Genomic DNA, 13,778 nt, shown 5'->3' with positions numbered 1-13,778 from the left:
CATTGAGGGGGCTCTATGAGTGAGGCACGTGTGGGTCTGGTCATCGAAGATGACCACGACATTCGGGAACTGGTTCGCACTGTGCTGACCCAGGCTGGATTTGAGGTAACCGTCGCCAGCGGCGGCGCCGAGGGCGTCCTGATGGCCAAGAGCCTTAATCCCGATGTCATTACCCTGGACCTGGGGTTGCCGGACATCGACGGCTTTGAAGTCTCCCGGCAGATCCGCGAGTTCTCGGATGCGTACATCGTGATGCTGACGGCGCGCACCGAGGAACTGGACACCCTGATCGGGCTCGAATCGGGGGCCGATGACTACCTCACCAAGCCGTTCCGCCCGCGGGAGCTCCGCGCCCGGGTTGCGGCCATGATGCGCCGGCCGCGGTCCGTTCCTGACCCGCACGAAGTTTCGGTGGATGCCTCCGCGGACAGCGCGGCCCATCCGGAGCGCGGAAACTTCACCCACAACGGCCTGGAGCTCAGCTACGCCTCCCGCACCGTCACCGTTGACGGCATAGAGATGAACCTGACCCGTACGGAGTTCGAACTCCTTTACGCGCTCCTGGAAGCAGGAAGGACGGTCAGGACCAAGTCCGACCTGGTGCGGCGGCTCCGCGACGAGGATTACGACGTCGGCAGCTACATCAGCGAAGCAGACGAACGTTCCGTGGAGGTCCACATGGGGAACCTGCGCAAAAAGCTGGGCGACTCACCGCAGCAGCCACGGTGGCTGCAAACCGTTCGCGGGGTGGGTTACCGTTTGGCCCCGGGGCAGCACTGAGCCTGCAGCCGGTGCATGGTCTGCCTGCTGCACTGGGTGATGGGCCGCAGGTAGGTGGCGGCCAGCCTGGGCAGCGCCACCGCCATGTCAGCGTGGCGAGCCTCGGCCCGGATCTCGTTCTCCAGCTCCAAAGCCAGTCCGGCCAGGCGCTCTGCTCCCACCATCTGGCTTGACGTCTTCAGGCTCAGGACCGCGTCCATGGAGCCCTCCAGGTCCCCCGTGGTCAGGGCCAGCCGCAACCGGCCCAGCCGCTGGGGCAGGTACTCGATGAAGTTCCCCACGAAGACGCGGCTGTAGCCTTCCTCCTCCTCGAGTTCATCCCGCAGCCGGTCCAGGACGGACTGGTCTACCAGCGGCCTGGGGGCATCATCTGATGTGCTCATGACACTCCTTTCTGCTGGTTTTGTAGACTCGGGAATCTGGGCGCTGAGCCCGGAACGCTTGCTCTTTTTCAGGTTAGGACTGTTCCCAGGACCTCGCAGAAGACTCGGCAAGAATTGTGGTTTTCTTGATGGGAGTGCGGATTTTTGCCCATAAAATCAAGGCCAGTGCTTTCTGCATTGACGCCACCGGCGGCCGCGGCCGCCTCTCAATCTGGGGATAGATTGCCGTGTTCCGAATGCTTAGGTCCTTATTTGTCGCGCTCATAATCGGGGTTGGATTGGCGGTTTCCGTCATCCAGCCGGCCAGCGCAGCAGCCACGTCACCGCAAGTTTCGCTCAATCCCACCTCCGGACCGGCCGGTTCCGCCGTGACGGTCGCCGGAACCGGGTTCAGGGCCTCCACCACAGGCACCGTGATCGTCGGGTCCACCACGTTCGCGTTCCAAACAACCTCGACGGGTGCGTTCAGCACAGGCATCACCATTCCGGCGGCGGCTACCGGGAACCTCACCATCACCGCCAAGACGTCGTCCATCAAGGCATCCGCCACATTCGTGGTCCAGGCGGCGCCGGCTCCGGCGCCCGCACCGGCGCCGGCCATCAGTTCCGCCGCCTTGCGCTTTGGAGCGGCAACGCCGGGGGGACCCCTGGCCAGTTCGGAACTGGACGAGGTTGCCACCGTGTCCGGGGAAATCCCTTCCATCGTGATGAGTTACAAGGATTTCCTACAGTCCCCGCCCATCACTGAGCTGGACGCTGTCCGCTCCCGCGGAGCCACGCCCCTGGTGACCTGGGAGCCGTGGGCATGGGGAGGCGGCGTCAACCAGCCGGCGTATTCGCTTGCCCGGATTACTGCCGGGGACTTCGACGGGTACATCAGCCAGTGGGGCCAGTCCCTCGCGGCCTGGGGCAAACCGGTCATGCTGCGCTTTGCCCACGAGATGAACGGCAACTGGTATCCCTGGGCCGAAGGCGTCAACGGCAACCAGCCAGGAGATTACATAGCCGCCTGGCGGCACGTGCACGACGTCGTTGCCGGCACGGGCGCCGCGAACGTCCAGTGGGTCTGGTCGCCGAACGTGCCTTACTGGGGCTCCACTGACCTGGCAGGCCTGTACCCGGGCCCGGGCTACGCGGACATCGTGGCCCTGGACGGCTACAACTGGGGCACCTCGCAAACCTGGAGCAGCTGGGTTTCCCCCGTGGACCTCCTCGGCCCCGGCATCTCCCAGCTCCGCAGCCTGGCCCCCGGGAAACCCGTGCTGATCGCGGAAACGGCGTCCAGCGAACTGGGCGGTTCCAAAGCGACCTGGAATACGGACCTGGTGTCCTACCTTGCCGCCCAGCCGGACGTGATGGGCTTTGTCTGGTTCCATATGCAAAAGGAAACAGACTGGCGCATCAACAGCAGTGACTCGTCGGCGTCGGCGTTCAAGTCCGCCCTGTTGGCTCGAAGAAGCTAGGGGATAGGGGATAGCTGCTCCGAAACTGTCAGTGGCGGCTGCCTGATCGCCGGCAACCCGTTTATCCTGCCGCGCCAGGATCAAGGACAGTGGCCGGAGCAGCGAAAGATTTCCTCAAGATTGGCTGTTTACAAGCCTTCATGCGCCGGCTTCGAGGAAATGCACCAACTGGGCTTCGAGTGCTGATCGATCCTTCAGTTCGCACTCCCAGACCGTCAGCACTTCCCAGCCGGCGTCTTCCAGCTTCCGGCGCTGGCCGGCGTCGCGTTCCCGGGTCCGGCTCCGTTTCGCTGCCCAGAACTCGGCGTTGGCTTTTGGAGCGTGCAGACCCACCCTGCAGTCGTGGAAATGCCAGAAGCAGCCGTTGACGAAGATCACCTTGTGCCGGGAGGCGAAGACGAGGTCAGGATTGCCTGGCAGCCTGGTGCTGCCGGACCTGCCGTGCAGCCGGTACCGGTAGCCCCTGGCGTGCAGCAGCTGCCGCACCAGCAGCTCGGGTTTGGTGTTCTTCCCGCGGATCCGGGACATGTTCCAGCTGCGCTGCTCAGGAGTGAGCCTGTCTGCAGTGGGCTTGGCAGCGCTGGAATCGTCCGGCATCCTTCCAGTCTAGGAGGGCCTAGATCTCCCGTTCCGGCTGTTCGCCGAACACGAAGTGCCGGCCGCTGACGGAGGTTGGGTCGATCTCCACGTAGAAGTCCTTGAGCGTGGGGACCCAGGTCTTCAGGCCCAGTTCTTCGATGGCAGCGAGCTCGTCCGAGTTGCTGAGGACCCTTGCCGTCCCCCGGAGGACAACGGACCAGGCCTCCTGCGACAGGATGCCGTCGGTTTCGAACAGTACCTTGGCGTTGATTGTGAGTTGTGCCAGTTTGTTTCCAGGTGCCGTGCGCAGGTAGAGCTTCCGGTTGGAGGTCACGTAATTCACCGGGAAGATGTCCGGTTCCCCTGCGACGGAAACCACCAGCCGGCCATGCTGCGTTGCCGCCAGAAGCCGCCACGACTGCTCATCATCGAGTTCAAGGACAGGATTGCCGTCCGCGTGTTCAAACATCATGCGGCCATTCTTCTACGTGGAGTAGAAATACGCCAGAGGCTTTGTGCCCCCATTTCCCCCGCTTTATGACAGCAGAGTCAAGGCTTAACAGTTCGGAAACAGGTCTGTGACCGGGCTGTATTTCCCGCTGGATAGCGTCGCACGCAGGGCCATGACGGCTGAAGGCAAACGAAAGCGACGCACCCAATGGGCAACGACACAGACACAACGCAACTGCTGGAACCGGCGGCACCCGCTGGTGCCGCCGTCGTCGGACGTTCTCCGGCAATCCCTACGGCGGGCAACACTGCCGCCCTCAACGCCACCAAGGAAAGCCTGGAGGATTACACGCTGCGGTTCGCGCCGCGGTCCTACCGCAAGTGGAGTGCGGGCGTGGTGGCCACGAGTGCGCTGGGCGGCATCGCCTACCTGGCGGACTTCTCGATCGGGGCGAACATCGGCATCTCCTACGGGACGGTCAACGCGATCCTGGGAATCCTGGTGGCGGCCGTGGTCATCTTCGCCACCGGCTTTCCCTTGGCGTACTACGCCGCGCGCTACAACATCGACCTGGACCTGATCACCCGGGGCTCGGGCTTTGGATACTACGGGTCGGTGGTCACCAACGTCATCTTTGCCACGTTCACTTTCATCTTTTTTGCGCTGGAGGGCTCCATCATGGCGCAGGGGCTGGAGCTGGGGCTCGGCATTCCGCAGTGGATGGGATACGCCGCGTCCACGGTGATCATCATCCCGCTGGTCATCTACGGCATGAACACGCTGGCCAAACTCCAGGTGTGGACCACCCCGCTCTGGCTGCTCCTCATGGTGGTACCTGTGGGATACCTGCTGGTCTCGCACCCGGAGAGCATCGACAGCTTCTTCGCCTACACCGGAGCAACGGGCGACGGCGGTCCGAACCTTGCGTCCGTGATGCTCGCCGCCGGGGTGTGCCTGTCCTTGATGGCGCAGATTGCCGAGCAGATCGACTACCTCCGGTTCATGCCGCCGCGCACCGAGGCCAACCGGAGCGCCTGGTGGCGCGCAGTGATCCTGGCCGGCCCGGGCTGGGTGATCTTCGGGGCCCTCAAGCAGATCGTGGGCCTGTTCATCGCCATCTACCTGATCGCCACGCTGGATCCTGCCGCCTCCGCCACGGCCAATGAGCCCGTGCACCAGTTCCTGGGCGTGTACCAGGAGATGATGCCCGCGTGGCTGGCCATGACGCTGGCCGTGGTGATGGTGGTCATCTCGCAGATCAAGATCAACGTCACCAACGCCTACTCCGGCTCGCTGGCCTGGACCAACTCCTTCACGCGCATCACCAAGACCTACCCGGGCCGGATGGTGTTCGTGGTGGTGAACCTGCTGATCGCGCTGGTCCTGATGGAAGCGAACATGTTCGATTTCCTCAACACCATCCTCGGGTTCTACGCCAACTGCGCCATGGCGTGGGTTGTCACCGTGGCGTCCGACATTGCCATCAACAAGTACCTGCTCAAGATTTCACCCAAGGTGCCTGAGTTCCGCCGCGGCATGCTGTACGCCGTGAACCCTGTTGGCTTCGTGTCCATGCTGGTCTCCGCAGGAATTTCGATTGCCGTGTTCTTCGGGGCATTTGGAACTGCGATCCAGCCGTACTCGCCCATCTTCGCGGTGGGTTTGGCGCTGGTCCTGCCACCGGCGCTCGCGGTCCTGACCCGCGGCCGCTACTACCTCCGCCGGACCGACGACGGGATCGACCTGCCCATGTTCGACGCCGACGGGAACCCCAGCGACGCCAAGCTCCTGTGCCACGTGACGGGGTTGGAGTTCGAACGTCCGGACATGGTGCGGTCCACACAGGACGCGTCCGACGGTGGACCGCAGTATGTTTCGTCGCTCGCCTTGTCCACGGATAAGACGGGGGAGTTGGTCCTGCCCGCACAGAAGTAGGGTTTTGCTTTCTTGATTCTTTATTGACGGGGGAGCCGGTGCGCTTTATGCACCGGCTCCCTTTATGACTTTTTGCTGGCCGGACCCGGTGGTAGAACGGTGGGCGGTGCCTGTGGATAAGTTTGATCGCCATATTGTGACGTGGGCTACCCTTAAGGCACTGTTCGGAGCAAGCCGTCTTGAAACTACTGGGGGAATAGCGGCCCATGACATCACAGAACTCCTTTACGTCCCGCGCTGTGCCGTCGGGAGCAGCAGCCCTTTTTGTTGGTTTGGCGCTCGCTTTGTCCGGCTGTAACTCCGGAGGGTCGCCGGGGCCGGGCGGCACTTCGTCCCAGGTAGCGGAGGAAAAGCCTACTGCCAGCGCCACGGCCACTCCCACCCCAACGCCGAGTGCCGTCTACAAGCCTGCCGACGCCTCCGGACCCGCCCAGAACGTTCCCGTGCCCGTGCTGCCCGAGGTAGCTAAGACCGAGACGAAGGAAGGGCTCGAGGCGTTCGCTAAGTACTGGTTCCAGCTCCTCAGCTATGGATACGAAACCGGGGATACAAAGCCCGTATCCGCGCTCACCAGTCCGGCGTGCACCATGTGCGAACGAGCAAAGCAGGTTCAACAAGGCTGGCATCAAGAGGGGCGGTGGTTGGTCGGTGGCAGGGTGACAACGCCATCCGTTAACACGACATTTGTCGTGGCGCCTGATGGTAACTACCAAGTCGCCGTGCAGGTGTCGCAGGAAGCGCTGAGCTACTACAACGCAGACAAGTCCCTCGATAGTACTGATCCCAAGCCTGCAGACTCGGGCAGCCTGATGTTGGTCGTGTTCCGCGAGGGGTCATGGTTCGTCCAAACTGTTGAGCCGATCGTCGGTTGACGATATGAAAGTCCTGTTCCAATTTTGCGTGCTGGGCTTTCTACTGGGGTCCTTCCTCGTACCGGCCGCAGCAAGTGCGGCTACAGAGCACGGCAACGCGCCCATAATCGGTCGCGAAAACGATGGTTCATCCCCGCCGAAAATGGGAAGCGCACCACCGAAGGGTCATTGGAATTCCGGAGGAGCGGACGTCTCTGGATGGCAATTAGATCCTGGGACAGGCGACTTTTCGAGGCCTGAACCCGGCACTGTGAGTACCGACCCCAACGAATACAAGTACGAACTTCAGTGCCACCTTGGCGGAGGCGACTTCGATACGCCCTGCCTCGCCCGCCAGCTCGACTGCAAAGACCGTGAGGACGGCGCCAAGGGCATTCCGGTCATGTGGCTGTCGCGGCCCCGGGGTGTGCCGGGGGCTGTTTGGGCGCATCACTCGGGCCCCACCTGCCTTTACGATCCGAAGCCCGAGGACCTCCTGCCCAGGATCGCCGCGGATATCCAGCGGCAGTTCCAGAACCTCCCTGTCAGTGCCGGGGCGGTCGTGGCCCAGCCCAGCCCCAACACCCTCCGGGGCGCTGAGACGAATTTCTACGCGGAAGCGGCTGAACAGCAGTTCGACATCACCATGTTCGGCCAGAAAGTCCACGTGGTGGCCACTCCGGTGCAGTACACGTGGAACTACGGAGATGGCACAGTCTTCGGCCCGCAGCCTTCCATGGGCGGCCCGTTGCCGCAGGACCGGTGGGGCGAAAAGACCCGCACCAGCCACGCGTATGCCTCCACAGGCGATTTCCAGGTTGTCCTGACCACCTCGTTCCAGGGCACGTACTCGGTGAACTCCGGGCCGCCGCTGCCGATCCCCGGTCAAGGCCAGTTCAACGCCCCACCGCAAAGCATCAGTGTGTGGCGTTCGCTCACCCGCAACTATGCCGACGACTGCAACGCCAATCCGCAGGGCCAGGGCTGCCCCGGGGTCGGAGGATAGCGCGGGGCCGAAGGAAACCTGTGATCCCCGTCGCACCGGCGGAAGTACGGAATAGTTGCACGCGCCCCACAGTTGGCAAAGACAGTACGTCTTAAGCCTTCGAAAGGAACTGCGCATGCTGTTTTCCCCACTCACCCTCGGCGAACTTGAACTTCCCAACCGCCTGGTGATGGCACCCCTCACCCGCCTCCGCGCAGGTGAGAAAGGCATCCCCGGACCGCTCCTGGCCGAGCACTACCGCCAGCGCGCCTCCCTGGGCCTGATCGTCAGCGAGGGCACGTACCCCACCCCGGCCGGCCAGGCCTACCCGGGCCAGCCCGGTATCGTCACCGAAGAACAGGTTGCCGGGTGGAAGACGGTTACCGAAGCCGTCCACGCCGAAGGCGGACGCATGTTCGCACAGATCATGCATGGCGGCCGCGTTTCCCACTCCGACATCACCGGTGGGCTGCCTATCGTCGCTCCCAGCGCCGTAGCCATCGACGGCGTGGTCCGGACACCGGCCGGCAAGCAGCCGTACCCCGTGCCGCACGCCCTCACCACGGACGAACTCCCCATGGTCATCCAGGAATTCGTCAACGCTTCGCTGAACGCCATCGAGGCAGGGTTCGACGGCGTGGAACTGCACGCGGCCAACGGCTACCTCCTGCACGAGTTCCTGGCGCCGAACTCCAACGTCCGGACGGACAGCTACGGCGGTTCACCGGAAAACCGCGCCCGCTTCGTCATCGAAACCATCAACGCCGTGGTGGCAGCCCTTGGCGCGAACCGCGTGGGTGTGCGCATTTCCCCCGAGCACAACGTGCAGGGCATCGCCGAGACGGACGCAGCGGACGTTCGGGCCACCTACGAGGTCCTCGTGGACAGCATCGCACCGCTCAACCTGGCATACCTGAGCATCCTGCACCACGAGCCCACCGGCGAACTTGTCCAGGACCTTCGTGCACGCTTCGGCGGAACCTTCCTGGTGAACACCGGCTTCGGCGTGATCACCACGCGCGAAGAAGCCGTGAACCTGGTGGCGGAAGGCCACGCAGACGCCGTTGTGGTGGGACGCCCCGCCATCGCCAACCCGGACCTTGCCCGGCGCTGGAAGGAAAGCCTCCCGCTCAACGAGCCCGACGCCTCCACGTTCTACGCGGAGGGCGCCACCGGTTACACGGATTACCCTCTGTACCAGGGCTAAGCGGCGGCCTACCGGCCAACCCGGATGAAACAACGACGGCGGCACCCATCATGGGTGCCGCCGTCGTTGGCTGTCAGGGGTGCTGGTCCCGGACAGCGGCGCCGGAGGCCATCCGACGACCCCCGGCTGAAGACTTGTGTGGCCCGCCGGACTCCACTGGAAGCCGGCGGTGATCAGATGCTACTCCATCGAATGGACTCTTACCAGAGCCAGTTTTGCCACCTGGGAAGTTAGCTACAGAACGGCCTCGCGGCCTGTGCCTTCCTTCATCAGCAGGCGCCCATCCTCGATCGAAACCAGCACGCTCTTGGGTTTCCCGCTGACCTTGGTAATGGCTTTCAACCCCCGATTCGTGACCTCAACTCCCACCTGTGCGCCCTTTGCCGGCAACTCCACGGACACCTCGGATGCAATGCCGAGCAGCGGATTGGTCGAGATTCCCAGGTCCCGCCGCACCTCCTTGCCGTTGACGGTCACGGTGACGTTAGCCTCATCGAATCCCTCCTGAAACACCACAAGCAGTTCCCGCATGATGGCCTCTTCCTCGAGCATGGGCGCCAGTAACGGCATGTCCACTACAGCACTTTGCCGGGCCCAGCGGAATACCCTCCCGTCCCCTGCTGAATCCCCAACCGCACGGCGCCCGGTGGAGCCCTGCAGCGCGGTAAGGCAAGATGTTCTGGTGACTCAACTGCCTGCACCTTCCGCTGCCTCCGCCCCCTCCCGCGCATCGGAGGACGATGCGATCTTCGCCCAGATCGCTGCCGAATTGGGGGTCACGGCCTGGCAGGTAAAGGCCGCGGTTGGATTGCTCGACGGCGGGGCAACGGTTCCGTTCATCGCCCGGTACCGCAAGGAAGCCACCGGCACGCTGGACGACACCCAGCTCCGTGACCTCGACGAACGCCTGCGCTACCTCCGCGAACTGGCAGACCGCCGTCGCGCAGTCCTCGAAGCGGTCGAGGCGCAGGGCCAGTTGACGCCTGAACTGCGCAAGGCGATCCTGGCCGCGGACACCAAATCGCGGCTCGAAGACATCTACCTCCCGTTCAAGTCCAAGCGCCGGACCAAGGCCCAGATTGCCCGGGAGGCCGGGCTGGAGCCGCTCGCCGATGCGCTGCTGAAGCGGCCGGACCTGGACCCCGAACACGAGGCGGGGAAGTACCTCAACAGTGACCACGCCATCGGTGACCCCGCCGCCGCGCTCGCCGGTGCCCGGGCCATCCTTGTGGAGCGCGTGGCCCAGGACCCTGACCTCGCCGCAACCCTCCGGGACAGGATATGGACGCAGGGCCGGATGGTCTCCCGCGTCAAAAAGGGCAAGGAAGCCGAAGGCCAGAAGTTCGCCGATTACTTCGAGTTCGCGCAGGCGCCGGACCGGATGCCATCCCACCGAGTGCTCGCGCTGTTCCGCGGGGAGAAGGACGGCGTCCTTGAGCTGGACCTCGCCGAAGCCGACCCATCGGACGACGACGCCCTGACCGCCGCCCGCGCCCGCTACGAGTCCGCAGTTGCCAGGTTCCTCGGGGTCGCCGACCGTGGCCGTCCCGCCGACGCATGGCTGATGCAGACAGCCCAGGTGGCCTGGCGTTCACGCGTGCTGGCCCGCCTCACGTCCGACCTTCGCACCAGGTTGTTCGCCGCAGCGGAGGACGAAGCGGTCCGGGTGTTCGCCGCCAACCTCAGGGACGTCCTGCTTGCCGCCCCCGCCGGAAACCGTGCCACGCTGGGCCTCGACCCGGGACTGCGGACCGGGGTGAAAGTCGCCGTAGTGGACGGCACCGGGAAAGTGGTGGCCACCGAGACCGTTTACCCGCACGCCCCGGCGCGGAAATGGGACGAAGCGCTGGCCACCTTGGTGCGTTTGGCGCGGCAGCACGCCGTCGAACTTGTGGCCATCGGCAACGGGACCGCCTCACGCGAAACGGACAAACTCGCTGCCGAACTGATCAAGCTGCTTCCCGAGGTGGACCGGAAACCCCAGAAAATCGTGGTGTCCGAGGCCGGCGCGTCAGTCTATTCCGCCTCCGCGCTCGCCGCCGCTGAACTGCCGGGAATGGACGTTTCGCTTCGCGGCGCCGTGTCCATTGCCCGCCGCCTGCAGGATCCCCTCGCCGAACTCGTCAAGATCGATCCCAAGTCCATCGGCGTAGGCCAATACCAGCATGATGTGACTGCCTCGAAACTGGACCGGAGCCTGGACGCGGTGGTGGAGGACTGCGTGAACGCAGTCGGTGTTGACGTCAACACTGCCTCGCCTGCGCTGCTTAGCCGGGTTGCCGGCGTTGGGCCCCTGTTGAGCGAAAACATCGTGGCGTACCGGAACGAGCACGGACCCTTCAACAAGCGGACCGACCTCAAGAAAGTGCCGCGGTTGGGCGCCAAGGCGTTCGAGCAGTGCGCAGGATTCCTCAGGATCACCGGCGGGGCCGAGCCGCTGGACGCATCAAGCGTGCACCCGGAGTCCTACGCCGTGGCAAGGAAGATCCTCGTGGCCGCCGGTTCCGCCCCGGCTTCCTCCCTGGACCCGCAGAAGTTCGTCGACGGCACGTTCGGCCTGCCCACCGTCAAGGACATCCTCGCTGAACTGGACAAACCCGGGCGTGACCCACGGCCCGCCTTTGCCGCCGCCACGTTCTCGGAAGGCGTCGAGAAGATCTCGGATCTGGTGCCGGGCATGATCCTCGAAGGAACGGTAACCAACGTCGCGGCCTTTGGGGCGTTCGTGGATGTTGGAGTCCACCAGGACGGCCTGGTCCACGTTTCCGCCCTGTCTAACCGCTTTGTGTCCGATCCGCGCGAGGTGGTGAAGTCCGGCCAGGTGGTCCGGGTGAAGGTACTTGAGGCTGACCCGGAACGGAAGCGGATTTCGCTCACGTTGAGGCTCGACGACGAACCCGCCGGCGGCGGCGCAAGTTCAGGCCGGCGCGATTCAGGGTCCGGCCGGCGCGATTCCGGGAGCCGAAAGACCGAGCGTGCCGGGCGTCCGGACCGCCAACAGCAGGGGAAGCAGGAATCGGGCACGTCCGGTGGGAGTGCCAGGTCGACTTCCGCACCCCAACCCGTCAACACGGCCATGGCCGAGGCGCTTCGGAAGGCCGGCCTGGGCAAGTAGTTTCCACCGGGTCTTTTGGCGGTACCGAGGTCTCTAGCCGGTAGTTTCCAGCACGCGCGGCCTGCCGAACCTTGTCCGGACTCCCGGGGAGTAAAGGACGGACTCTGGCGGACCGCTGACACTGATCCCGGCGGCTCTTACCAGCCCATCACTGAGCTGGTGGACCTCAGCGCCGAAGAGCGGCCACTCGTGGTGCGTGTTTGGAACGTAGATGGTTCTGCCGTAGAAGCGGCCATGCATGCCGTATCTGGCGGTCAGGAAGATGGATAAAGGGTCGGCTGCCGCGGCGTGCAGCTTGGGGATGACCCCAAAGGTGCTGCGGGCGGCAGTGGCGCCCAGCCGGCGTACGGAGTAACCAACGGCAGATCCATTCTCGCCGCCGGGTGTTCCGGCCGCGCCGGTGGCGTGCTGCCGTCCCCCGCCGTACCCCGGAAAGGGAGGCCATTGCCGGATGCGCGACCACACGTAGGGAATCCCGGCAGCCCGGGTCGCGAGGACAACGGGCAGCCGGTCTGCATCCAGGCTGAGGAACACCACTCCGCGGGTGCCGTCCGGCTCGCGGGAGTAAAGCCGGACGTTCACCTCGTTGAAGCTCCCCAGATACGGGATGCCGGGGCCTCGCCCAAGCGCTGCCTGCTCCATGCGAAAGCCGATCAGGCCAACCCAGGAACTGCCGTCGAACACATCGGGTTGAACCCCGTCCGGCATGAACGCCGCGGCAGTGGCCTCCGGAATGCGCCAGTGAAGGAAGACGGCATCAAGCCACCGCTGGTCGGAAAATACCGGCCTTGGAAGTGCCGGCGGCCGCGGCCACACTCCCGCGGCATATAGGTTTCCGGTCAAGGTCCTCCCACTCCTTCGCTCGGTTTGGGTGACGAAGCTCCTGGCTTCCGCCCCGCAGCTCTCAGTTCAGCGGGCGTGTGTCTTCGGGAAGCTGGCCACCGGCGAGAAGCTTCGCAGCGGTGTCAGCCAGGGCAGTCAGCGCCACCCTCTGGGTCCAGGGACCATACGAAATACGGGCCACGCCCAGTTCCTGCAGCGTCGCCGGCGGCAGGGACCCGGGCACATTGATGACCGAGACCTTGTTCCAGCCGATGCCTTCCACCAGGGCAGTAACCGTGGGCTCGTCCAAAAGGCCGGGGACGAAGACCGTGGTGGCGCCGACGTCCAGGAAGGCCTTGCCGCGCGCGATGGCATCCGCAAGAACGTCTTCGGGGTCCCGGTCCTTGCCCTTGAGGAAGGCGTCGGTCTGCGCGTTCAGGACGAAGTCGATTCCCTCTGCAGCGCCCGCATGCACAACGGCTGCCATCTGGTTCACCGCGTCCTCGAGCGGGCGCATCTGGTCCTCGATATTGGCGCCAACGATTCCGACTCCGATGGCCTTCCGGGTTGTCTCCCCAGGGTTCCCGTAGCCGGACTCAAGGTCAGCGCTGACCGGCAGGTGGGTGGCTGCGGCGATGCGGCCCACAAAGCTGACCATCTCGTCGACGGGAATGTTCTCGCCGTCCTCGTAGCCCAGCGTCGCGGCGATCGAGTGACTTGCCGTTGCCAGGGCAGTGGTGCCCGGGATGTCCGTGATGACTTTGGCCGTGATGGCATCCCAGACGTTGACCACCTGGAGGATCTCAGGGGCCTGGTGGAGGTGGAGAAGTTCGGAGGCTTTTGCGCTGCTGTTTTCGGTCATGGGTGAAGCCTAACGGACTGTCTTTGGACACTCTTCGCGTGGTGGGTGGGGTGGCGGGGGTGGTTTGAAGTAGTGGTTTTGTTGGGGTGTTTGGGTGGGGTCGATGTGGGGTGGGGGGATGAAGGCCGGTGTGCCGGGGGTGGTGGTGATGGTCCATTGTTCTTTGTGGACGAGGTGGTGGTGGTGGCTGCAGAGCAGGACGCCGTTGTTGGTGGTGGTGGGCCCGCCGTGGGACCAGTAGGTGATGTGGTGGGCTTCGCACCAGGGTGCGGGGATGGTGCAGTTGGGGAAGGCGCAGCCTTGGTCGCGGGTGGTGAGGGCGGTGCGTTGGGCGGGGGTGAAGAG

At 64.4% G+C, this 13,778-nt stretch carries 14 protein-coding genes; 7 read left to right on the top strand and 7 right to left on the bottom strand.

Annotation, left to right across the window (positions count from 1 at the left end):
* Positions 1 to 15 precede the first annotated feature (15 nt).
* Positions 16 to 780 (top strand): response regulator transcription factor, encoded by a 765-nt coding sequence (locus tag PUN51_RS16450; RefSeq protein ID WP_275181819.1) that lies wholly within the window; start codon positions 16 to 18, stop codon positions 778 to 780.
* On the opposite strand, the gene PUN51_RS16445 is transcribed toward PUN51_RS16450, so the two are convergent.
* Positions 753 to 1,163 (bottom strand): Hpt domain-containing protein, encoded by a 411-nt coding sequence (locus PUN51_RS16445; protein WP_159632795.1) that lies wholly within the window; start codon positions 1,161 to 1,163, stop codon positions 753 to 755. The two genes, PUN51_RS16450 and PUN51_RS16445, sit on opposite strands and share 28 nt — an antisense overlap.
* A 236-nt stretch (positions 1,164 to 1,399) precedes the next feature.
* On the opposite strand from PUN51_RS16445, the gene PUN51_RS16440 reads away from it, so the two are divergent.
* Complete coding sequence (locus PUN51_RS16440; protein WP_275181818.1) at positions 1,400 to 2,626, top strand: glycosyl hydrolase; 1,227 nt, start codon at positions 1,400 to 1,402, stop codon at positions 2,624 to 2,626.
* Positions 2,627 to 2,764: 138 nt separating this feature from the next.
* Here the strand turns inward: PUN51_RS16440 and PUN51_RS16435 are convergent, their stop codons facing one another.
* Both PUN51_RS16435 and PUN51_RS16430 read right to left on the bottom strand, forming a co-directional pair.
* Positions 2,765 to 3,223 (bottom strand): very short patch repair endonuclease, encoded by a 459-nt coding sequence (locus tag PUN51_RS16435; RefSeq protein ID WP_275181817.1) that lies wholly within the window; start codon positions 3,221 to 3,223, stop codon positions 2,765 to 2,767.
* Positions 3,224 to 3,242: 19 nt separating this feature from the next.
* On the bottom strand, positions 3,243 to 3,677 hold the full coding sequence (locus PUN51_RS16430; RefSeq protein ID WP_224025138.1) for a pyridoxamine 5'-phosphate oxidase family protein: 435 nt from the start codon (positions 3,675 to 3,677) through the stop codon (positions 3,243 to 3,245).
* 186 nt (positions 3,678 to 3,863) lie between these two features.
* Between PUN51_RS16430 and PUN51_RS16425 the strand changes: the two genes are divergently transcribed.
* The 4 genes from PUN51_RS16425 to PUN51_RS16410 all read left to right on the top strand — a co-directional run bounded on the left by PUN51_RS16425 (position 3,864) and on the right by PUN51_RS16410 (position 8,634).
* A complete protein-coding gene (locus PUN51_RS16425) occupies positions 3,864 to 5,591 on the top strand; it encodes a purine-cytosine permease family protein (protein ID WP_275181816.1) in 1,728 nt (575 codons plus the stop codon).
* 206 nt (positions 5,592 to 5,797) lie between these two features.
* The gene (locus PUN51_RS16420; protein WP_275181815.1) at positions 5,798 to 6,463 is read left to right on the top strand and encodes a DUF6318 family protein; all 666 of its coding nucleotides are present in this window, start codon (positions 5,798 to 5,800) and stop codon (positions 6,461 to 6,463) included.
* Positions 6,464 to 6,713: 250 nt separating this feature from the next.
* A complete protein-coding gene (locus PUN51_RS16415; RefSeq protein WP_275181813.1) occupies positions 6,714 to 7,448 on the top strand; it encodes a PKD domain-containing protein in 735 nt (244 codons plus the stop codon).
* 115 nt (positions 7,449 to 7,563) lie between these two features.
* Positions 7,564 to 8,634, top strand: a complete 1,071-nt coding sequence (locus PUN51_RS16410; protein ID WP_224025142.1) for an alkene reductase — start codon at positions 7,564 to 7,566, stop codon at positions 8,632 to 8,634.
* Between the two features lie 234 nt (positions 8,635 to 8,868).
* Here PUN51_RS16410 and PUN51_RS16405 read toward each other — a convergent pair whose 3' ends face one another.
* Complete coding sequence (locus PUN51_RS16405) at positions 8,869 to 9,186, bottom strand: hypothetical protein (RefSeq protein ID WP_141157959.1); 318 nt, start codon at positions 9,184 to 9,186, stop codon at positions 8,869 to 8,871.
* 139 nt (positions 9,187 to 9,325) lie between these two features.
* Here PUN51_RS16405 and PUN51_RS16400 point away from each other — a divergent pair, with 139 nt between their 5' ends.
* On the top strand, positions 9,326 to 11,749 hold the full coding sequence (locus tag PUN51_RS16400) for a Tex family protein (RefSeq protein WP_277999636.1): 2,424 nt from the start codon (positions 9,326 to 9,328) through the stop codon (positions 11,747 to 11,749).
* Positions 11,750 to 11,782: 33 nt separating this feature from the next.
* Here the strand turns inward: PUN51_RS16400 and PUN51_RS16395 are convergent, their stop codons facing one another.
* The 3 genes from PUN51_RS16395 to PUN51_RS16385 all read right to left on the bottom strand — a co-directional run.
* The gene (locus tag PUN51_RS16395) at positions 11,783 to 12,592 is read right to left on the bottom strand and encodes a YqjF family protein (protein WP_275181807.1); all 810 of its coding nucleotides are present in this window, start codon (positions 12,590 to 12,592) and stop codon (positions 11,783 to 11,785) included.
* 61 nt (positions 12,593 to 12,653) lie between these two features.
* On the bottom strand, positions 12,654 to 13,433 hold the full coding sequence (locus PUN51_RS16390; RefSeq protein WP_275181806.1) for an isocitrate lyase/PEP mutase family protein: 780 nt from the start codon (positions 13,431 to 13,433) through the stop codon (positions 12,654 to 12,656).
* Positions 13,434 to 13,442: 9 nt separating this feature from the next.
* Positions 13,443 to 13,778, bottom strand: a 336-nt coding sequence (locus tag PUN51_RS16385) for an HNH endonuclease signature motif containing protein (RefSeq protein WP_275181805.1), incomplete at its 5' end; no start/stop codon positions are given.

The sequence above is a fragment of the Arthrobacter sp. NQ4 genome, from assembly GCF_029077345.1.
Classification (GTDB): domain Bacteria; phylum Actinomycetota; class Actinomycetes; order Actinomycetales; family Micrococcaceae; genus Arthrobacter.
This window is presented reverse-complemented; position numbering and strand designations above follow the sequence as displayed.